Origin of the sequence: Streptomyces sp. NPDC005863 (genome assembly GCF_042871345.1) — a bacterium.
Lineage (GTDB): Bacteria > Actinomycetota > Actinomycetes > Streptomycetales > Streptomycetaceae > Streptomyces.
In genome coordinates, this window is the sequence record NZ_JBIAII010000015.1 from 1 (window position 1) to 18,681 (window position 18,681).

Annotated in this window: 16 protein-coding genes and 1 tRNA gene; 5 read left to right on the top strand and 12 right to left on the bottom strand. The window is 72.3% G+C overall.

Annotated elements, in window-relative coordinates:
- Positions 1–156: 156 nt before the first annotated feature.
- The 5 genes from ACFYO9_RS34925 to ACFYO9_RS34945 all read right to left on the bottom strand — a co-directional run bounded on the left by ACFYO9_RS34925 (position 157) and on the right by ACFYO9_RS34945 (position 7,012).
- Positions 157–3,216, bottom strand: a complete 3,060-nt coding sequence (locus ACFYO9_RS34925; RefSeq protein ID WP_358777934.1) for an NPCBM/NEW2 domain-containing protein — start codon at positions 3,214–3,216, stop codon at positions 157–159.
- Between the two features lie 288 nt (positions 3,217–3,504).
- Positions 3,505–4,734 carry a cysteine--1-D-myo-inosityl 2-amino-2-deoxy-alpha-D-glucopyranoside ligase gene (mshC, locus tag ACFYO9_RS34930; RefSeq protein ID WP_355810244.1) on the bottom strand — a complete coding sequence of 410 codons (1,230 nt, stop codon included), beginning with the start codon at positions 4,732–4,734 and terminating at the stop codon, positions 3,505–3,507.
- Between the two features lie 142 nt (positions 4,735–4,876).
- Positions 4,877–5,698 carry an SCO1664 family protein gene (locus tag ACFYO9_RS34935; protein ID WP_358777935.1) on the bottom strand — a complete coding sequence of 274 codons (822 nt, stop codon included), beginning with the start codon at positions 5,696–5,698 and terminating at the stop codon, positions 4,877–4,879.
- On the bottom strand, positions 5,662–6,252 hold the full coding sequence (locus ACFYO9_RS34940) for a DUF3090 domain-containing protein (RefSeq protein WP_355810240.1): 591 nt from the start codon (positions 6,250–6,252) through the stop codon (positions 5,662–5,664). The genes ACFYO9_RS34935 and ACFYO9_RS34940 overlap by 37 nt, the downstream gene beginning before the upstream one ends.
- 73 nt (positions 6,253–6,325) lie before the next feature.
- Positions 6,326–7,012 carry a histidine phosphatase family protein gene (locus ACFYO9_RS34945; protein ID WP_358777936.1) on the bottom strand — a complete coding sequence of 229 codons (687 nt, stop codon included), beginning with the start codon at positions 7,010–7,012 and terminating at the stop codon, positions 6,326–6,328.
- Positions 7,013–7,074: 62 nt separating this feature from the next.
- Here ACFYO9_RS34945 and corA point away from each other — a divergent pair, with 62 nt between their 5' ends.
- Positions 7,075–8,076 (top strand): magnesium/cobalt transporter CorA, encoded by a 1,002-nt coding sequence (gene corA, locus ACFYO9_RS34950; RefSeq protein WP_355810620.1) that lies wholly within the window; start codon positions 7,075–7,077, stop codon positions 8,074–8,076.
- Positions 8,077–8,097: 21 nt separating this feature from the next.
- Here corA and ACFYO9_RS34955 read toward each other — a convergent pair whose 3' ends face one another.
- Both ACFYO9_RS34955 and ACFYO9_RS34960 read right to left on the bottom strand, forming a co-directional pair.
- On the bottom strand, positions 8,098–8,886 hold the full coding sequence (locus ACFYO9_RS34955) for a ferritin-like domain-containing protein (RefSeq protein WP_358777937.1): 789 nt from the start codon (positions 8,884–8,886) through the stop codon (positions 8,098–8,100).
- Between the two features lie 234 nt (positions 8,887–9,120).
- Complete coding sequence (locus ACFYO9_RS34960; protein ID WP_358709715.1) at positions 9,121–10,176, bottom strand: LLM class F420-dependent oxidoreductase; 1,056 nt, start codon at positions 10,174–10,176, stop codon at positions 9,121–9,123.
- A 186-nt stretch (positions 10,177–10,362) separates the two neighbouring features.
- Between ACFYO9_RS34960 and ACFYO9_RS34965 the strand changes: the two genes are divergently transcribed.
- Both ACFYO9_RS34965 and ACFYO9_RS34970 read left to right on the top strand, forming a co-directional pair.
- Positions 10,363–11,343: an aldo/keto reductase gene (locus tag ACFYO9_RS34965; protein ID WP_355810229.1), complete on the top strand. Its 981-nt coding sequence runs from the start codon at positions 10,363–10,365 to the stop codon at positions 11,341–11,343.
- On the top strand, positions 11,340–13,661 hold the full coding sequence (locus ACFYO9_RS34970) for a helix-hairpin-helix domain-containing protein (RefSeq protein WP_358777938.1): 2,322 nt from the start codon (positions 11,340–11,342) through the stop codon (positions 13,659–13,661). The genes ACFYO9_RS34965 and ACFYO9_RS34970 overlap by 4 nt, the downstream gene beginning before the upstream one ends.
- A gap of 64 nt (positions 13,662–13,725) precedes the next feature.
- Here ACFYO9_RS34970 and ACFYO9_RS34975 read toward each other — a convergent pair whose 3' ends face one another.
- Positions 13,726–14,532 (bottom strand): hypothetical protein, encoded by an 807-nt coding sequence (locus ACFYO9_RS34975; RefSeq protein WP_358777939.1) that lies wholly within the window; start codon positions 14,530–14,532, stop codon positions 13,726–13,728.
- Positions 14,533–14,579: 47 nt separating this feature from the next.
- Here ACFYO9_RS34975 and ACFYO9_RS34980 point away from each other — a divergent pair, with 47 nt between their 5' ends.
- Positions 14,580–14,768 carry a DUF5703 family protein gene (locus ACFYO9_RS34980; protein WP_355810220.1) on the top strand — a complete coding sequence of 63 codons (189 nt, stop codon included), beginning with the start codon at positions 14,580–14,582 and terminating at the stop codon, positions 14,766–14,768.
- A 178-nt stretch (positions 14,769–14,946) separates the two neighbouring features.
- Here the strand turns inward: ACFYO9_RS34980 and ACFYO9_RS34985 are convergent, their stop codons facing one another.
- The 3 genes from ACFYO9_RS34985 to ACFYO9_RS34995 form a co-directional block, all read right to left on the bottom strand.
- The gene (locus ACFYO9_RS34985; RefSeq protein WP_358709719.1) at positions 14,947–15,759 is read right to left on the bottom strand and encodes a chaplin; all 813 of its coding nucleotides are present in this window, start codon (positions 15,757–15,759) and stop codon (positions 14,947–14,949) included.
- A gap of 138 nt (positions 15,760–15,897) precedes the next feature.
- Entirely contained in the window at positions 15,898–16,131 is a 234-nt protein-coding gene (locus ACFYO9_RS34990) for a chaplin (RefSeq protein WP_358777940.1), read from the bottom strand.
- Between the two features lie 232 nt (positions 16,132–16,363).
- Positions 16,364–17,689 carry a M20/M25/M40 family metallo-hydrolase gene (locus ACFYO9_RS34995; protein ID WP_355810211.1) on the bottom strand — a complete coding sequence of 442 codons (1,326 nt, stop codon included), beginning with the start codon at positions 17,687–17,689 and terminating at the stop codon, positions 16,364–16,366.
- A gap of 188 nt (positions 17,690–17,877) precedes the next feature.
- Here ACFYO9_RS34995 and ACFYO9_RS35000 point away from each other — a divergent pair.
- Positions 17,878–17,962, top strand: a tRNA-Leu gene (locus ACFYO9_RS35000).
- Between the two features lie 40 nt (positions 17,963–18,002).
- Here ACFYO9_RS35000 and ACFYO9_RS35005 read toward each other — a convergent pair.
- The gene (locus ACFYO9_RS35005) at positions 18,003–18,680 is read right to left on the bottom strand and encodes a potassium-transporting ATPase subunit C (RefSeq protein ID WP_358777941.1); all 678 of its coding nucleotides are present in this window, start codon (positions 18,678–18,680) and stop codon (positions 18,003–18,005) included.
- Position 18,681: the final 1 nt, after the last annotated feature.

Consider the following 18,681-nt stretch of genomic DNA (forward strand, 5'->3'; position numbering starts at 1 on the left):
CCGCGCGCGACGTCCCCGCGGCCCGGGGCGCCGCCCGGCCCCGCCTGGCCGTCCCGGCCGGCCCGGCCGGGCTGTTCCCCCGGCCCACTGCGCCCCGCCACCCCACACGGGGGGCGCCCCCGTCGGGCCCCGCCCCTCTGTCCGTGCTGACGTGCGCTACGCGCAGGTGAACCGGGCCCCCGCCCAGTCCGCGTGGTCCCCGCTCTTGGAACCGTTGGTGTCACTCACCTTCAACCGCACGTGCCGGGCCCCGCGCACGTCGACGTCGACCGGCACAGTCGCCGAGGCGCCCGTCACCTTCGGCGAGGTCCACAGCACCTTGCCGTCGGCCTCGACCGAGAAGGCCACCTCCCCGTAGCCGTTGATCTCGTCGTCGATGCCGGCGTCCGCGGTGAACTTCGTGCACCGGCCGCCCGCGTAGACCTCGATCTCGGAGTCGGCGTGCGTGCCGATGCCCTTCTCGTACGTCCTTCCGGCGAGGGTCAGCGTCTTGCCGTCGCCCGCGGCCGACTCGCCGTTGCTGCGGTCGTGTTCGGCGGGGCCGTAGCCGTTGGTGGACTTCAGCCACGCCATGTCGCTCGCCCAGGTGTCCTTGCCGGGCGCCTCGGGCATCACGCCGAGCGCGAACCGTCCGGTGGCGGTGCGTTCCTGGCCCGCCGAGCGGTAACGGGCGCGCGCGGTGAGCGGCAGGTCACCGGGGTCGGCGTCCTTGGCCGGGGTGACGGCCAGCTCGACGCGGCGCGTGGCGCCCGCGCGCACGCGGTCGGCCTTCGCCGCCTGTACGGTCCACCCCTTCGGGGCGTCGAGGGTGACCTCGACGCCGGTGGCGTCCTTCGTGCCCGCCGTGACGTCGACGGCGACCTTGCCGGGCGTGCCCGCGCCGAGCTCCTGGCCGGCCGGGACGCTCACCGCGGCACTGGCGCCGGGCACGGCGCCGCCGACGGCGCTGGTGTCGTCGAGGGTCAGCTCGAAGGAGCGGTCGGTGCGGCGGGACGCCGTCTTCACCCGCACGACCCCGCCCCGGTCGTCCTTGTCGTAGAACCAGCCCTGCGCGGCCTTGTCGTACGCGCTCTTCGACGTGAGCCGCGGCAGCCGGTGCCCGTCGAGCCCGACCCGGCTCGGCGCGTCCCCGGTGTGCAGGGTGAACGCGTAGGGCCGGCTCGACGCCTTGCCCTCGAACCGGCCCTTGCTCGCGCCGATCCGCACGCTCACGTCACCCGCGCCCGAGCGCGGTGCCCGCACGTCCGCGCGCTGCGTGGCGTACCGGCCGTCGCGGTGCTGCCGGGTCACGCCGTCGTCCTCGTACAGCTCGAAGGAGGAGCGGCCCTGCGGGTAGATGTCCCAGGCGAGCGGCGAGTCGGCCTTCCGGTCCTGGTGGGAGCGGATGCCGCCCGGCCACATCGGCACGCTCGCGCCGCCCTTCACGAACAGCGGCAGGGTGTCGAGGGGCGCGCTGTAGCCGTCGACGGTGGTCGGCCCCTGGTAGGTCCGCCCGGTCCAGTAGTCGGTCCAGGTGCCCTTGGGCAGGTAGATGCCGTCGCGCGTGGCGGTGTCCTTGTACACGGGCGCGACGAGGAAGTCCTCGCCGGTCAGGAACTCGTACTTGGCGGCGTCGGTGGCGGCCTTCGGGTCGTCCGGGTACTCCAGGGCCAGCGGCCGCACCGCGCCCACGCCGGTCTTGGTCGCCTCGTGGGCGTACGAGTAGAGGTAGGGCAGCAGCGACTCGTGCAGCTTCAGGTACCTGCGGTTGATGGAGGTGTAGGGCTCGCCCTGGCGGAAGGGCTGCTTGTCGCTGGCGGCCCAGCCGTCCATCGTCATCGTGACGGGCAGGAACATCTTCCACTGCAGATCGCGTACGTACGTCTTGGGGCTGCCGCCGAAGATGCCGTCGACGTCACCGGTCGTATAGGCCATGCCGGACATCGTGGATCCGGCGTACGTGGGGATCTGCCAGCGGATGTACTCCCAGCTGCCGCTCTGGTCGCCGGACCACTGCACACCGCAGCGCTGCGCGCCCGACCAGCTCTCCGGCGCCCAGGTGAAGCCGCGGGCGTCGCTGTTGTCCTCGATGCCCTGGTACGCGTCCTTGCAGCCGTCGAGCGCCTTCTTGTAGCCGTCGCCGACCCAGGCGACGTCCAGCTTGGCGACGCGCTGGCCCGCCTTGACCTGCTCGGCGATCTTGTCGAGGCCGTCCTCGGTCCACAGGCCCATCTTCATCTTGCGCTCGGCGAGGCCCTTGGAGACCTCGGAGAGGTTCTCGTAACCGCAGCCGTAGCCGTCGTTGACGAGCATCCAGCCGTTGGGCATGTCGTTCTCGACGTAGCCGTCGGCGACGTCGAGGGCGTCCAGGGTGTGGCGTTCCCCCCGGTTGGCGTTGTGCAGATAGCAGTCGGCGTCACCGATCTCCATGCCGTAGACGGGCGGCATGAAGGGCTTGCCGGTGAGCTTCGTGTACTGCCCGATGACGTCCTTGGCCGCGTCGTCGCCGCGCCCCGCGAAGTAGTAGGCGTCGAAGCGCTGTTCCTTCGCGGTGGCGGTCACGGGCTCGGCGAAGTCATAGGTGTTGGGCGCGTAGGTGTTCCGGAAGACGCCGTATCCGGCCGAAGACAGGTAGAAGGGCACGGAGTTGGGGTGCCCGCCGTCGTCCCAGTTGTAGTCGACGCCGACCTCGACCTTCTTGCCGCGGTGCGAGGTGTTGCCGCGCCCGTTCTGCATCCCGGCGCCGTAGAACTGCTCGTCGGCGCCGCGCGCGAGGCTCTGCGTGGTGGCGTCCTTCGTCCAGGAGAGCCCCTTGGACTCGGCCCAGATCCGGCTCCCGTCGGCGCGGTACAGCGCGAACCGGAGCGGCGACTTGTAGGCGCGCAGGGTCACGGCGGAGGTGCGCAGCTCGTAACGGTCGCCCTTGTCCGCCCACTTGGTGCGCGGCGCCTTGCCCTGCGGCAGGACGATGTCCTTGCCGGCGGGGTCGGTGAACTTCCCGTCCGGCGCGAGTTCGAGCCGGAACGTCTCGGCCGACACGAAGCTGACGCGGGCCTCGGCCTTGCCCGCGGACAGACGGTAGACGGGCCCCTCGTGGGCGAATCCGGTGACGTCGCCGACGGTGGTCGCGGGTTCGTCGGCGGCCTCCGCGGCCCCGCCACCGGGCCCGGCGAACACGGCGAGCAGGCCCAGGAAAGCGGCGGCGGCCACCGATCTGAAGCGCGTGGAAGATCTCATGGCGGAGGTCTAGCGCGGGAACTGGCCCCGGGGCCATGGACTTTGCTGGGCCACTCCTGGATTTCCCGAAGCGACCCACCGGCGCCGGACCGTTTTCAGCCGGGCCGGCGAAGCTTCAACCCGTCCGGCGCTTGAGGACGAGCCGAAAGACGATCGGCCTCGCACAGGACGACAGCCCTTCCAGCAGGACGCCGGCGAAGCTTCAAGCCCGTCCGACGCTTGAGGACGAGCCCGGAGGGCGACAGACCTCAGCGCCGGACGACAGCAAGGAGAACGCGGGCCCAACCGCTACAAGGCCACGCCAAGCAACGCGTCGACGGCGCGGGAGACAACGCCGGGCGCGCCCTCGTCCGTTCCGCCGGCGGCAGCCTGCCCCGCGGCCCAGCGGTCGACTGCGGCGAGCGCGGCCGGTGCGTCCAGGTCGTCCGCGAGGGCCTCGCGGATCTCCTCGACGAGCGCGTCGGCGCCGGGCCCGTCGGGACGGGACACGGCCGCACGCCAGCGCCCGAGCCGTGCGACGGCCTCGTCGAGCACCGCGTCCGTCCACTCCCAGTCCGCCCGGTAGTGGTGCGCGAGCAGCGCGAGCCGGATCGCCGCCGGGTCGACCCCGTCGCGCCGCAGCCGCGAGACGAAGACGAGGTTGCCCTTGGACTTCGACATCTTCGCGCCGTCCAGGGCGACCATGCCCGCGTGCACGTACGCCTTGGCGAAGGGGAACTCCCCGGTCAGCGCCTGGGCGTGGGACGCGCCCATCTCGTGGTGCGGGAAGGCGAGATCCGACCCCCCGCCCTGCACGTCGAAGCCCATCCCCAGGTGTTCCAGGGCGATGGCCACACACTCGATGTGCCAGCCGGGCCGGCCACGGCCCAGGCTGGCGCCGTCCCAGCTCGGCTCGCCCTCGCGGGCCGCCATCCAGAGCATCGGGTCGAGCGGGTTCTTCTTGCCCGGTCGTTCCGGGTCGCCGCCGCGCTCGGCGGAGAGCAGCTTCATCGCGGCCGTGTCGAGCCCGGACACCTCCCCGAAGTGGGGGTCGGACTCGACGGAGAAGTAGACGTCGCCCTCGAGTTCGTAGGCGGCGCCCATGTCGCGGAGCCGTTCGACGAGCGGCACGATGCCGGGTATCGCCTCGACGGCTCCGATGTAGTGCTGCGGCGGCAGGAGCCGCAGCGCGGTCATGTCCTCACGGAAGAGCGCGGTCTCGCCCTCGGCGAGCTCCACCCAGTCCTTGCCGTCGCGGTTGGCGCGTTCCAGGAGCGGGTCGTCCACGTCGGTCACGTTCTGGACGTAGTGAACCTGCCGCTTGGTGTCGAGCCACACGCGCTGCACGAGGTCGAACGCGTTGTAGGTCGCCGCGTGACCCATATGGGTCGCGTCATACGGGGTGATGCCGCAGACGTAGATACGGGCGACGGGACCGGGGTCGAGGGTGACGAGCTCACCGGTCGCGGTGTCGTGGATCCGGAGGTCGCGGCCCTTGCCAGGAAGGGCGGGGACCTCAGAAGCGGGCCAGGCATGCATGCCATGAGCCTAACCGGACGGGGCGTCCGCATACGAGTGGGGATCAACGAAACGGTGGCCGGTTGGTCACTCTTGCGCGAGCGCGACGGATGTGCAGGGGTGCCGACAGATGTGCGGGGGTGCCGTGGAGCCGCCGGTGGGGCTATACGGGCGGCCAGGGAATCGGCGGCCAGTCCCCCGCGGGCTCCGGGTGCCGCCCCGACCTCAGCAGCTCCGCCACCCGGGCGCGCAGGGCCTCGGTCTCCGCCCCGGTGATCAGCGGGGCCAGCCGCTCGGCCAGCGCGGCGCCCTCCTTGAGGCCGTCCCGCAGGCCCTGAAGGACCTCGACGGCCTCCTCCGTCAGGGGCTCCCCCGCCCACCCCCACAGCAGCGTCCGCAGCTTGTTCTCGGCGTGGAAGGTGACCCCGTGGTCGATGCCCCAGAGGTGGCCGCCGGACGCCAGCAGGTGGCCGCCCTTGCGGTCGCTGTTGTTGATCACGGCGTCGAGGACGGCGAGCCGGCGCAGCCGCGCGTCGTCCACGTGCACCAGGAGCGCCGTCCGCTCCTCGTCGACCTGCGCGAGACCGACCGCCTTCCAGCCCTCGCCCGGCTCATCGCCGTCGACCAGGGCGAGCAGCTCCACGTCGTCGGAGCCCTCGATCCACAGCTGGCACATGCCCTCGCCGTGCGGCCCCTCCCGCAGCACGGTCGGCGGCACCAGATCCCAGCCGGTGGCCAGCGACACCTCGTACGCGGCGACCTCGCGCTGCGCGAGCGTGCCGTCGGGGAAGTCCCACAGCGGGCGCTCCCCGGCGACCGGCTTGTAGACGCAGGCGGCCTCCCGGCCCTCGTACGCGACCGTGCAGTACAGCACCGCGTTCGAGGCCTCCCGGATGCGCCCGCGCACGGTCAGCTCCCCGTGAGTGAGGAGCGGAACGGCGTCGGCGCTCACGCTCCCCGCCGGTATCCGTTCTGGCGCGGGCATACGTGTCCTTCCGGGTCGAGCGGGAGGCTGCACAGCGGGCACGGCGGGCGGCCTGCGTTGACGACGTCGAGGGCGCGCTTGGCGAAGGCACGGGCCTGCGCCCCGGTGAGCCGGACCCGGAGCATCGGCGGGCCGTTCTCCTCGTCCTGCAGAAGCCTTTCCTCCGCCTCGGCGAGGTCGTCCTCGGAGTCCGCGTCCAGCTCGACGAGCGCCTGCGCCTCGACGATCATCCGCTCCTCCTCGCCGTCCCAGGCGAGCGCCATCGTGCCGACGCGGAACTCCTCCTCGACGGGCGAGTCGAGCGGCGCGCTGTCGGCGACCTCGGAGGGGGTGACGGCGGGTACCGCGGCGCTGCCCCCGCTGCGGCGCACGACCTCGTCGAGGAGCTCCTCCATGCGCTCGGCGAGCGCGGCCACCTGGGTCTTCTCCAGGGCGACACTGGTCACCCGCATCCCCGCGGAGGCCTGGAGGAAGAAGGTACGCCGTCCGGGCAGCCCGACCGTTCCCGCGACGAAACGCTCCGGCGGGTCGTAGAGGAACACCTGACGGGACACGTCCTGTCTCCATTGATCGACTGCAAAGTACGGAGGGCTGTTCCAGCCCGGTTCACCCTACTGCGCGTGACGATCACGGTGCGCCCGCACCGCCCCCCACCGTCGCGTCGTCGCCCGGCGGCTCCTCGCGCGGCGCGAGCGAGGCGAAGTCACCGGTGTCCCCCAGGCGTACGAGGAAGGGGCGCAGCCGCGTGTAGCGGATCACGGTGACGGAACAGGGCTCCACGGAGATGCGCTGGAAGAGGTCGAGGTGGAGCCCGAGGGCCTCCGCGACAAGGGACTTGATGATGTCGCCGTGCGAGCACATCAGGTAGGCGGCGTCCTCGCCGTGCTCGCGCTCCACGCGCGCGTTCCACTCGCGGACCGCCTCGGCCGCCCGTGTCTGCATGGCCCGCATGGACTCGCCGCCGGGGAACGCGGCGGCCGACGGGTGCCGCTGGACGACCTCCATCAGCGGCTCGTCGGCGAGTTCGGCGAGCTTGCGGCCGGACCAGTCGCCGTAGTCGCACTCGCCGATGCGGTCCTCCTGGTGCGCCTGGAGTCCGGGCCGGGCGGCGAGCAGCGGCGCGACGGTCTCCCGGCAGCGCTGCAGCGGGCTCGTGACGACCTCGGAGATCGACAGCGGGGCGAGCCGCCCGGGGAGCGCGGCGGCCTGCGCGGTGCCGCGCTCGTCGAGGGCCACGCCGGGGGTCCACCCGGCGAGCAGACCGGCGGTGTTGGCCGTGGAACGTCCGTGCCGGACGAGGATCAGCGTGGGCATGCCGTTCAGCCTAAGCGGCCGAGGGGGTGCGGCGCCCGGACGGGTTGGGGAGAATGCGCGATGTGATCGTCGACTGCGCCATCTACCGGGAGGGCCGCCGGACCGAGGGCCCCGAGGACTTCTCCGACGCCCTGGACGAGGCACGGGCGGAGCAGAACGCGTTCGTGTGGATCGGGCTGCACGAACCGACCGAGAAGGAGTTCGCCAAGGTCAGTCAGGAGTTCGGGCTGCATCCGCTGGCCGTCGAGGACGCCCTCAAGGCCCATCAGCGGCCGAAGCTGGAGGTCTACGACGACTCGGTGTTCATGGTCCTCAAGCCGGTCGTGTACGAGCAGGACAGCGACACGGTCTCCTCCGGCGAGGTCATGATCTTCATGGGCGACTCGTTCGTGGTGACCGTCCGGCACGGCGAGGGTGCGCCGCTCGGTGTCGTACGGCACCGCCTGGAGGCCGACCCCGACGTCCTCAAGCACGGTCCGACAGCCGTCCTGTACTCGATCGCCGACGCCTCCGTGGACCACTATCTGGAGGTCGCCGACGAGTTGCAGGCCGACCTGGAGGTCCTGGAGGCGGAGGTCTTCTCGCCGGACGGCGGCAGCGCGTCGCGGAACACGGCGTCGCGGATCTACACCTTCAAGCGGCAGATCCTGGAGTTCCGCAGGGCGACCGGGCCGCTGGCGCTGCCCGTGGCACGCCTCTCCGGAGCGGGCCCGTACGCCCCGTCCGTGCCCTTCGTGGACGAGACGGCGCAGCCCTTCTTCCGGGACGTCAACGACCACCTTACGCGCGTCAACGAGTCGGTGGAGGGCCTGGACCGGCTGGTGTCCGACATCCTGTCCGCGCATCTGGCGCAGATGAGCGTGCGGCAGAACGACGACATGCGGAAGATCTCGGCGTGGGCGGCGATGGCGGCGGTCCCCACGATGATCGCGGGCGTCTACGGCATGAACTTCGACCACATGCCCGAGCTGCACTGGTGGTGGACGTACCCGGCGGTGATCCTGCTGATGGCCGTCCTGGAGGTCGTCCTGTACCGGATGTTCAAGCGCCGCGGCTGGCTGTAAGCGCCTTCCCCGGGGCGGGTGTCAGGCGAACTCGGGTGCCGGTGCGGCAGGGCCGCCCAGGGCGTCGCGCCGGGCCGGCGTCTTCAGGGAGACCATCCGCCGCCAGCCGCCGGCCCGCTCGTACCCGTACAGGGTGTGGATGCCCGCGGTGAGCAGCTGCCGTTTGGCGTGCGGCCAGTGCAGGATGCGCCCCATCCGGTCCATCACGGCGAGGCTCACGTCGCGGTAGATGCGGATCTCGGCGAGGGCGCAGGCGTGCAGGGTGCGCTGGATGGCGCGGCCGTGTCCGGCGTACGCGAACCGGAGCAACTCCTCGTGGCAGTACGCCAGATGGTTGTCCTCGTCGTGCGAGATCATCCGCACCGCGCGGCCGATGTCGGGGTGGTCGGCGAAGTACTTGAGCAGCAGCCGCATCTGCTCGGATGCGCGCTGCTCGGTGACCCTGCTGTGGGCGAGGTAGGTGACGATGTCCTGCACGGCGAGCGGCTCGTCGGTCTTCAGGCGCTCGTGCGCGAGGCCGATGCCGTGCTTCTCCAGGAGCATCGTGTAGTCGGTGTCGTGCGGGACGTCGACCGGTTGCAGCCCGCGCTTCTTCATGAGCGCCTGGAAGATCCTGCCATGCTTGTCCTCGTCGGCGCCGTGCCGGGCGATCTTCGGGGCGAGCGTGCGCTCGCCCGGCGGTACGAGGGCGGCGATGCGGCCGTTCTCCCAGCCGCCCTGCGCTTCGCCGCCGGCGGCGATGGAGCAGAAGAGCCGGAACGACTCGTCGTCGTCGAGGATCTCCCCGAAGACACTCTTGGCCGACAGCATCACTGGCACCTCCATGCCCTGTGCGGGAACCTCCGCAGAGATCACTCAAGTCCGAGGTGCCCCATCGGGCAACAGCTGTAGTGGTCCGCTCCGCCGAACGAAGGACACGCCGCCGCCACGAGGCCGTAACCGCGGGCCCCGTGACGCGTTGTTCCCCGTGACGGCCGTGGCGGGGAAGACCCCCCGAGCCCCCACCACGGCCGCGGACTTCTCTCCCCCTCCCCCAGCCTTCGGCTACGCGAGACCGGCGCGCTCCAGGGCCTCGGTGCCGGCGCGCAGCGCGGTGAGCCGCTCCTCCAGCGTGAAGCCCGCGGGGGCCAGCGTGAGTGTGGTGACACCCGCGGCGGCGTAGGCCTGCATCCGGTCGGCGATGCGCTCGACGGAACCGAGCAGCGTGGTCGAGTCGATCAGCTGTTGCGGCACGGCCGCGGCCGCCCCGTCCTTGTCGCCGCCCAGGTACTTGTCCTGGATCTCGGCGGCCTCCTTCTCGTACCCCATGCGCTGCGCGAGCTGGTTGTAGAAGTTCTGCTTGCGGCTGCCCATGCCGCCCACATAGAGCGCGGTGTACGGCCGGAACATGTCGGCGAGCGCGTCGACCCGGGAGTCCTCGCCCACGGCCAGCGGCAGCGTCGGGACGACGTCGAAGCCGTCCATCGTCTTCCCCGCCTTCTCGCGCCCGGCGCGCAGGTGGCGGACCGCGGTGTCCTCCAGGTGCTCGGCGGCCGGGAAGATCAGCAGGGCGCCGTCGGCGATCTCGCCGGTCTGCTCCAGGTTCTTCGGGCCGATCGCGGCGACGTACAGCGGGATGTGCTCGCGCTGCGGGTGGACGGTCAGCTTGATGGGCTTGCCGGGGCCGCCGGGCAGCGGCAGCGTCCAGTGCTCGCCCTCGTAGGAGAGGCGCTCGCGGGTCATCGCCTTGCGGACGATCTCCACGTACTCCCGGGTGCGCGCCAGCGGCTTGTCGAACTTGACGCCGTACCAGCCCTCGGAGACCTGCGGGCCCGAGACGCCGAGGCCGAGCCGGAACCGGCCGCCGGAGAGCGAGTCCAGGGTGGCGGCCGTCATCGCCGTCATCGCGGGCTGCCGCGCCGGGATCTGGAAGATCGCGGACCCGATGTCGATGCGTTCGGTCTGCGCCGCCACCCAGGACAGCACCGTCGCGGCGTCCGAGCCGTACGCCTCGGCGGCCCAGCAGACCGCATAGCCCAGCCTGTCGGCCTCCTTGGCGACGGCGAGATTGTCCGCGTCCATCCCGGCGCCCCAGTAGCCGAGGTTGATCCCGAGCTGCATGACCGATCCCCTTACCGCTGTACTCATGAGTAACGTCCCTGTGCCGGGGACTGTAGCGCGCGGTGCCGCATCCGTCAGTGCCGCGTCCGTCAGTGCCGCAGGGAACGGGTGGCCCGGTTCTCCACAATCACCGGCTTGTCCACAGCCCCGCCCGCCACCGGGGCCCGGCCAGTAATCTCAGCGCCCATGGAGCAGAGGCATCTCGGCCGCACCGGCCTGCGCGTGTCCCGCATCGGACTCGGGACCCTCACCTGGGGCCACATCGAGGAGAACGACGCCGCCGACCTGTTGAAGGTGTTCTGGGAGGCGGGCGGCACCCTCGTCGACACGGCCGACGTGTACGGCGACGGGGAGGCCGAGTACCTGCTCGGACGCCTGATGGAGCGGCTCGTGCCGCGGCGCGACCTGGTCATCGCGACCAAGGCGGGCAGCGTGCCGGACCCCGAGCGGCGCATCGACGGCTCGCGCGGCCATCTGCTCGCGGCGCTCGACGCGTCGCTGACCCGCCTCGGCACGGATTACGTGGACCTGTGGCAGGTGCACGCCTTCGACCCGGACACCCCGCTCGAAGAGACCCTGCAGGCCCTCGACATAGCGGTGACCAGCGGGCGGGCCCGCTATGCGGGGGTCTCCAACTTCAGCGGCTGGCAGCTCGCCAAGGCCGCCACGTGGCAGCTCGCCCAGCCGGGCACCCGCACCCGCCTGGCCGGTACGCAGATGGAGTACTCCCTGCTGCAGCGCGGCGTCGAGCGCGAGGTGCTGCCCGCCGCCGTCGACCTGGGCGTGGGCCTGCTGCCCTCGTCGCCGCTCGGCCGGGGCGTGCTCACCGGCAAGTACCGGCACGCCACCCCGGCCGACTCGCGCGGCGGCTCCGACCAGATGGCGCCCTTCGTGGCGCCGTACCTCGACGACACCGCGAGCCGCATCGTCGACGCGGTCGCGACGGCCGCCGACGGGCTCTCGGCGACCCCGCTGCAGGTCGCCCTCGCCTGGGTGCGCGACCGCCCCGGAGTGAGCGCCCCGATCGTCGGCGCGCGCAACGCGCAGCAGCTCACGGCCGCATTGTCAGTGGAGACCCTTAGTCTTCCTGACGAGATCTGCCGGGCGCTCGACGACGTGTCGGCGCCCGTGCACCGCTATCCCGATCACGACTGGAGCACGCTGTGAGTACGGAACCCGCCGCCACGGAGGACGCCACGCCGGGGACGCCGGAGGGCGGGGCCGCGGACGACTCCGAGCCCACTCCGGACGAGACCGCGCCGGTCGACGAGACCGAGGACGCCGAAGCCGCGCAGGACGGTGCGCCCGCCGAGGACGCCGACGACGCTGACGACGCTGACGACGCCGACGACGCCGACAACCCGGACGTCTCCGCTGACGCCGACGACAAGGGCGCGTCCGAGGGGGAGAGCTCCGAGCAACTGTCCGAGACCGAGGCCGAGATCGCCGCGCAGCGCGAGCTGCGGGAGCGCATCGAGCAGCGGAAGGCGTCGAAGCAGGCGCCGATCGAGGCCGGTACGAAGCTGAGCGGCACCGCCGCCGACCTGCTGGCCGCCGTGCGCGCCGTGGAGAGCGGCGAGAAGCCCGTCGCGAGCGCGTTCCAGGAGTCCGGCCCCGCGCCCCGCAGGCCCGCGCCGGCCCGCGCGCCCGAGCCCGTGCGTCCGCAGCAGCCCGCGGCGTCGCGGGCGCCCGCGACGGAGACCGTCGAGGCGGTCCGCGCCGTGCTCGCCGAAGGGGGCGCGCCGCCCGCGCTCGCCGAGCCGACGGCCGCCGCGCTCGGTGAGGGCGCCGAGGAAGACCTGCGCGCCGACCCCTGGCAGTTGCTGCGGGTCCCCGGTGTCCGGCCCGAGCAGGCCGACGGGTTCGCCCGGGCGCTGCTCGGCGCGGAGTGCCGGCCGGACGACGAGCGCAGGGGCCGCGCGGTCACCGTGTGGCTCCTGGAGCAGGCCGCCGTCGCGGGGCACACCGCGCTCGACCTTGCCGCGCTGACGGCCGCCCTGGGGCAGCGCGCGGTGCCGGATCCGGACGCCGCCGTGCAGAGCGCACTCACCGAGGGCGACGCACTGGTCTTCCAGGACGTCATCGAAGGCGCCGACGTGCCCGTTCAGCGCGCGCAGGAAGAGGCGCGCGGTGGGGGCGCGGACGACACGGCGGACGAGGGGGCCGAGGAGGGCCAGGAGCCGGAGCGCCCCGTCCGCGTCATGATCGGCCTCGAACGGTACGCACTCGCGGAGGAGAGCCTCGCCGACGGCCTCGCCCGCGTCGTCAACTCCCGCCCCGGCGAGAGCGGTTCGGACCCCGCGGCCGACGACTGGGAGGCCGCCGCCGCGCAGGCGTCGGGGTCCACCGCCGAGCTGATCCGCTCGGTCGCCGGGCACGGCCTCGTGCTGCACTCCGGCGGCGAGGAGGCGCGCGCCGAGCCCGCCGCGCTGGCGGCCGCCGCGGTGTCGCTGGGCCTGCGGGTGTGCGCCGCGGCCCACAGCGCCGACGGCCGCCGCCGGCTCGCCCGCGCCACCGGCTCGGACGAGACCGCGGTGACGGTGGCGGGGCTGCTCTCCGGCGACCAGGGCCCGGGCCGCGACCCGGACGGCGCGTTCGCACTCGACCTCCTGATCGTCCTGGACGCGCCGCAGCTGGACGTGGAGAGCGCGGCCATGCTCGTGGAGTCGCTGCCGGACGGGGCCCGTCTGGTGCTGAGCGGCGACCCGGGGGTGCTGTGGTCCGCGGGCCCGGGCCGGGTCTTCGCCGACCTCGTCGCCGCGCGCTGCTGCCCGCAGGTCGTCTCGCGCACCCCGGACCCGGGCCCCGTCGGGGAGCTGACGTCCGGCATCGCGATCGGCGAGCTGAACCAGGTCGAGGCGCCCGGCAAGGAGGTCGTCCTCGTCCCGGTGCGCGACGCCCCCGAGGCGATCCACCGCACCGTGCAGCTCGTCGCGGACTCGGTGCCGCGGGCGATCGGGGTGCCCGCCGAGCAGACGCAGGTCATCACGCCCGGCCACGGTGGCGCCGCAGGCACCCGCGCACTCAACGCCGCGTTGAAGGAAAGGCTGAATCCCGGCCCCGGCAGGTTCGGCGGCTTCGACCCCGCCGACCGGGTCGCGCACGTCCCGGCGGCCGGCCGGACGACGCTCGGCCGGGTGGTGCGCGCGGACGCGGAGGGCCTGCACCTGGAGTGCGACGGCTCCCCCGTCGTCGTACCGAAGGAGCGGGTGGAGCGGGAGGTGCGGCACGCGTGGGCGCTCACCGCGCACCAGGCGGCGGGGCTGCGCTGGCCCGCGGTGGTCGTGGTGCTGCCGGGCGACGCGGCGCAGCTGCTGACCCGGCCGTGGGTCTACACCGCGTTCAGCCGCGGGGAGCGCCATCTGTCGGTCGTGCAGGGCGTGGAGCAGGCGCTGCCGCGCGCGGTGGCGGAGCGCCTCTGGAAGGACCGTACGACGCGGCTGCAGACGCTGCTGCGCCCGCAGGTGCCCGCCGCGACGTCCTGAGCCGCCCGCTCACCCGCCGTGCGCGCGCCCGCCGCCCCGAGGGAGCGGCGGGCGCGCGCGGCGGTCAGCGACCGGCTCTCCCGACGCCCCGGACGTCGGAGTCGGGGTCCGGCCCGGGGTCGGCGCCGGAGTCATCGGAGTCGGGCTCCGCGTCGGCGTCGGCATCGACCTCGATCTCGATCTCGTCGAGGGGCACCGCCACGTCCGGATCGATGTCGACGTCCGCGTCGAGTCCGTCGAGCCCGTGGAGTCCCTCGTCGTCCAGTTCGTCGTCGAAGACCACGCTGACGTCGAAGCGGCACACCACCCGGTGCGGATCCGCCTGGTCGAAGGGGGCGTCGAGCCACTCCCCGGGCTCGGCGGGGCCGTCCACCGCGGTGACCCAGAGCGTCGAGTCACCCTCCTCCAGGCCGAACTCCTTGTGCCGGGAGGAGATTTCGTCCGGTTCGAACTCGCCGAAGAGGACGCCGAGCGCGCTGTGCACGGTGTCGGCCGAGCCGCCCGAGCCCCTGCCGCCCGCGTCGAGGTCGGCGACCCGCTGGGCCTGGGCGAGCAGCCGCTGCGACTCCACCACCGTGTAGTCGCGGCGGATCAGCACGCTCAGCGCGTTCGCCTCCTCCGGGCCCTGGTACGGCGGCAGCGCGTCGTCCGTGCCGGGGATCTCGAAGGGCGTGACCTCGTCGTAGCGGTCGTAGAGGAGTTCGTCGTACTCCTCGGCCGCGGCGGCGAGTTCGTTGAACGCTTCGTAGACGGCCGGATCGTCCTCGCCCGACCTGCGTTCGACCGCGGCCAGGTGGCGGTCGAGCGCGGTCTTGACCGCCTCGGCGGCGGCGCGTACCTCGGCAGCGGTGGGCTGCGCAGCATCAGACATAGTGCAGACGCTATCCGTACCGGGCCCATGCCCGCACAATAGATGCGATGCCGGAATACGAATTTGTCGACGTGTATGTGCCGCGCGGGGTCACCCGCAAGGAAGCCACGCGTCTGCTGACGGACCACGCGGAGTACGGACACTGGGAGTTGGACCGTCTGAGGCTGCATCCCGACGGCAGCCGCCGGGTGCGGCTGAAGCGACGGATCATCCGCCAGGTGAGGGCCACCTGGTGAGGGCAGCCCCATGAGGGTCGCCCGGTGAGAGCTGCCCGCTGGGGCCCCGCGGCGCCCCGCCGCGCCCCGTGACGGCCCGCGGCGGCGCGGACGCGGAACGGAGCGGGCCCCGCGACCGGCGGGCCCGCTCCGTTCCATGTGCTCGTGACGCGGCTCAAGGTGCTCGCGACGCGGCGGCTCAGACGTTCGTCCGGGCCCTGCGGTAGAGCACGGCGCCCGCGAGCAGCGCGCCCGCGCCCGCCGGAAGGACGAGGCCGAGCGGCAGCTCGCTGCCGGTCGAGGCGAGCTGGGCCGTCGCCGCCGGCTCCACGACCCGCGTGGGCACCTCGGGCGCCACGAGCCGCGAGGTGCCCTTGGGCTCGGTGGCCTGCTGGGCGCCCGGGTGGTTCGGAATGGCCCGGTCCTGCGAGCTGCCCGGCGTGACCGGAGTGTCCGGGCCCCCCGGGTGATGCGGCTTGCCCGGGTGGTGGGGCTTGCCCGGGTGATGCGGCTTGCCGGGGTGGTGCGGCTTGCCCGGGTGCCCGGGGCCGGACTCGTTGGCGCAGTCGTTGCCCATGGCCGGGTTGCCGAGGCCGCCGATGGTGACGCTGTTGCCGCAGATGTTGACCGGGGCGTCGATCGGCAGCTGGATGTCGTTGCCCGAGCCGACGCCGGGCGAGCCGCCGGTGTGGCCGCCGGCCTGAGCCCCGCCGCCGCCCTTCTGGTGACCGCCGCCCTGATGGCCGCCACCCTTGTGGCCGCCGCCGTGGGAGCCGTTGACGCAACGGTTGCCCATGGCCGGGTTGAGGACGCCGATCACGTTGACGGTGTTGCCGCACACGTTGACCGGCGCGTCCACGGGAAGCTGGACGGCGTTGCCCGACAGCACGCCGGGCGAGTCCGAACTGCCGCCGCGGGCCCCCGAGTCCGCGTGTGCGTAGCCCCCGGTCGCGGCGAGAACGCCGGTCGCGGCCGCCACGGTGATCAGGCCTTTGCGCGTGACCTGTCGCATAGCTGATTCCTGTCTTTGCCCTACGGAAGACGTCCGGACGTGGGTGCCCGGACGGGGAATGCCCGTCGGCCCCGGAGTGCGTGGCGCGCACTCCGGGGCCGATGGACTCAGACCCTCAAGGGGTGAGGCACTACAACGTCACTTGTTGACGCAGACATTGCCGAAGGCGGGGTTCAGCAGGCCGACCACGGAGACCGTGTTGCCACAGGCGTTCACCGGCACGTGGACGGGAACCTGGACAACATTGCCCGAGATGACACCGGGAGACTTCACGGCGGCACCCTGGGCACCGGCGTCGGCGGCGGCGATACCCGCGCCCGCGAGCACGAGACCACCCGTGGCAGCCACAGCGGCGACGATCTTCTTGATCATTATTCCTCCTTGTTGGCAATGCAGTCCCAGCCGCGGACTGCACACCTGTAACGAGGGGGAAGTGAGAGGGCTACGAGCCTCTGGTTGCTTTCACTCTTTTCAGTCAAGTACGTACGCGCTGGCGATTATTGGAGAGTCGTTTCAGCACGCAAAGCGGCCGATTCCGATCGGTCCCGGCCGCGCCACGTCAAGAGGCGTCACGTCAGGAGGCGTCACGTCAGGAGGCGTCACGTCAGGAGGCGTCGATGAACCGGTCCAGGACCCGGACGCCGAACTTCAGGCCGTCGACCGGCACCCGCTCGTCGACGCCGTGGAACATGCCCGCGAAGTCCAGCTCCGGCGGCAGCTTCAGCGGCGCGAAGCCGAAGCCGCGAATGCCGAGGTCGTCGAAGGACTTGGCGTCCGTGCCGGCCGACAGCATGTAGGGCACGGCGCGGGCGATCGGGTCCTCGGCGCGCAGCGCCGTCTGCATGGCGTCGACCAGCGCGCCGTCGAAGGTGGTCTCCAGCGCCTTGTCGGCGTGCACGTCCTCGCGCCGGACATGCGGGCCGAGCAGCCGGTCGAGGTCGGCGAGGAACTCCTCCTCGTACCCCGGCAGGTACCGGCCGTCGACGTGCGCGGTGGCCTGGCCGGGGATCACGTTGACCTTGTAGCCGGCGCCGAGCTGCGTCGGGTTGGCGGTGTTCTGCAGGGAGGCGCCGATGAGCTTGGCGATCCCGCCGAGCTTGGCGAGCGTCTCGTCCATGTTCTCCGGGTCGAGCTCGGTGCCGAGGGCGTCGCCCAGCTCGTCGAGGAAGTGCCGCAGCGTCTTGGTGACCCGCACCGGGAACTTGTGCCGGCCGAGGCGTCCGACGGCCTCGGAGAGCTCGGTGATCGCGTTGTCCTTGTGGATCATCGAACCGTGGCCCGCGGTGCCGTCCACGGTCAGCTTCATCCAGTGCATGCCCTTCTGGGCGGTCTCGACGAGGTAGAGCCGCAGGTTCTCGTTGACCGTGAAGGAGAAGCCGCCGACCTCGCTGATCGCCTCCGTGCACCCCTCGAAGAGCTCGGGGTGGTTGTCGACGAGGTAGCGGGCGCCGTACGTGCCGCCGGCCTCCTCGTCGGCGAGGAAGGCGAGGACGATGTCGCGCGGCGGCTTGCGGCCGCTGCGCATCCGCTCACGGATGACCGCGAGGGTCATCGCGTCCATGTCCTTCATGTCGACGGCGCCCCGGCCCCACACGCAGTCCTCCGCGATCTCCCCGGAGAAGGGGTGGTGCGTCCAGTCGACGGCGTTGGCGGGGACGACGTCCGTGTGGCCGTGGATGAGGAGCGCGGGCCGCGACGGGTCCTCGCCCTCGATCCTCGCGACCGTGGAGGCCCGGCCGGGGTGGGACTCGAAGATCTTCGGTTCGAGCCCGACCTCGGCGAGCTTCTCGGCCACGTACTCGGCGGCCTTGCGCTCCCCCGGGCCCGAGTGGTCGCCGTAGTTGCTCGTATCGATCTGGATCAGTTCGCGACAGAGGTCGACGACCTCGTCCTCACCGGTGACGGCCTTGCCCGTGCTGGACCCGCTCACGCTGGTTCCTCCCGCATTCGCTGCTGGTGGTCCCCCTCATCCTCTCTCTCCGCGGCCGTGTGCCCAAGGCCGGGCGGGGGTCGTCACCAGCCGTTCACAGCGGACTCAGGGGGTGATCGAGTCCCCCTGGAAGCCTGGTAATGTTCTCTGTGTCGCCGCGGGGAACGCCCCGCGAGGACAGACACCTGGTCCGGGTGGCGGAATGGCAGACGCGCTAGCTTGAGGTGCTAGTGCCCTTTATCGGGCGTGGGGGTTCAAGTCCCCCCTCGGACACCGGCAAGGCCCCAGTCGAAAGACTGGGGCCTTTTGCGTGTCACCCCTTTCCGGCCTGTCCGGTCAGTTCCTTCAGGGCGACGTTGAGCCGCAGGACGTTGACCCGGGGGTCGCCCACGAAGCCGAGGACGCGGCCGTCGGTGTGGTCGTCGACCAGCTTCTGGACGCGCGCCACCGACAGGTGGTTCCTGGCGGCCACGCGGCGGACCTGGAGGTCGGCGTAGGCCGGGGAGACGTGCGGGTCGAGGCCGGAGCCCGAGGAGGTGACCGCGTCGGCGGGCACGTCGGCGGGGCGGACGCGGTGGCCGGCGGTGGAGTTGTCCCTGATGACGGCCGCCTTGGCGGTCTTGATCTGCTGGATCAGCTCCTTGTTGTCGCCGGCGAGGTTGGTGGCGCCGGACAGGAGCAGCTTGTAGCGGGTGTTGACGCTGTTCTCGCCGAGGCCGTTCGAGGGGCGGGGCTGGAACCATTTCAGGTCCGGCGCGGCCGTCTCCTGTCCCTTCTTCAGCGGCAGGTCGTAGCGCTGGCCGATGAGGTCGGAGCCGACGACGCGGCCGTCGGCCCGTACCTCGGAGCCGTTGGCCCGGTCGGGGAAGAGGGTCTGGGCGGCGCCGGTCACCGCGAGCGGGTAGAGGACGCCGCAGAGCGCGGTCAGGACGAGCAGGGCGCGCAGTCCCGCGCCGAGCAGCCGGGCGGAGCTTCGTACGGAGTTGTTCATG

Bases quoted from the DNA above. Each gene is read 5' to 3' on its own strand.
- ACFYO9_RS34990 (WP_358777940.1), bottom strand. From the start codon at position 16,131: ATGATCAAGAAGATCGTCGCCGCTGTGGCTGCCACGGGTGGTCTCGTG.
- ACFYO9_RS34975 (WP_358777939.1), bottom strand. From the start codon at position 14,532: ATGTCTGATGCTGCGCAGCCCACCGCTGCCGAGGTACGCGCCGCCGCC.
- ACFYO9_RS35005 (WP_358777941.1), bottom strand. From the start codon at position 18,680: ATGAACAACTCCGTACGAAGCTCCGCCCGGCTGCTCGGCGCGGGACTG.
- ACFYO9_RS34955 (WP_358777937.1), bottom strand. From the start codon at position 8,886: ATGCTGTCGGCCAAGAGTGTCTTCGGGGAGATCCTCGACGACGACGAG.
- ACFYO9_RS34925 (WP_358777934.1), bottom strand. From the start codon at position 3,216: ATGAGATCTTCCACGCGCTTCAGATCGGTGGCCGCCGCCGCTTTCCTG.
- ACFYO9_RS34985 (WP_358709719.1), bottom strand. From the start codon at position 15,759: ATGCGACAGGTCACGCGCAAAGGCCTGATCACCGTGGCGGCCGCGACC.
- ACFYO9_RS34980 (WP_355810220.1), top strand. From the start codon at position 14,580: ATGCCGGAATACGAATTTGTCGACGTGTATGTGCCGCGCGGGGTCACC.
- mshC (WP_355810244.1), bottom strand. From the start codon at position 4,734: ATGCATGCCTGGCCCGCTTCTGAGGTCCCCGCCCTTCCTGGCAAGGGC.
- ACFYO9_RS34935 (WP_358777935.1), bottom strand. From the start codon at position 5,698: ATGCCCGCGCCAGAACGGATACCGGCGGGGAGCGTGAGCGCCGACGCC.
- ACFYO9_RS34960 (WP_358709715.1), bottom strand. From the start codon at position 10,176: ATGCAGCTCGGGATCAACCTCGGCTACTGGGGCGCCGGGATGGACGCG.
- ACFYO9_RS34965 (WP_355810229.1), top strand. From the start codon at position 10,363: ATGGAGCAGAGGCATCTCGGCCGCACCGGCCTGCGCGTGTCCCGCATC.
- ACFYO9_RS34945 (WP_358777936.1), bottom strand. From the start codon at position 7,012: ATGCCCACGCTGATCCTCGTCCGGCACGGACGTTCCACGGCCAACACC.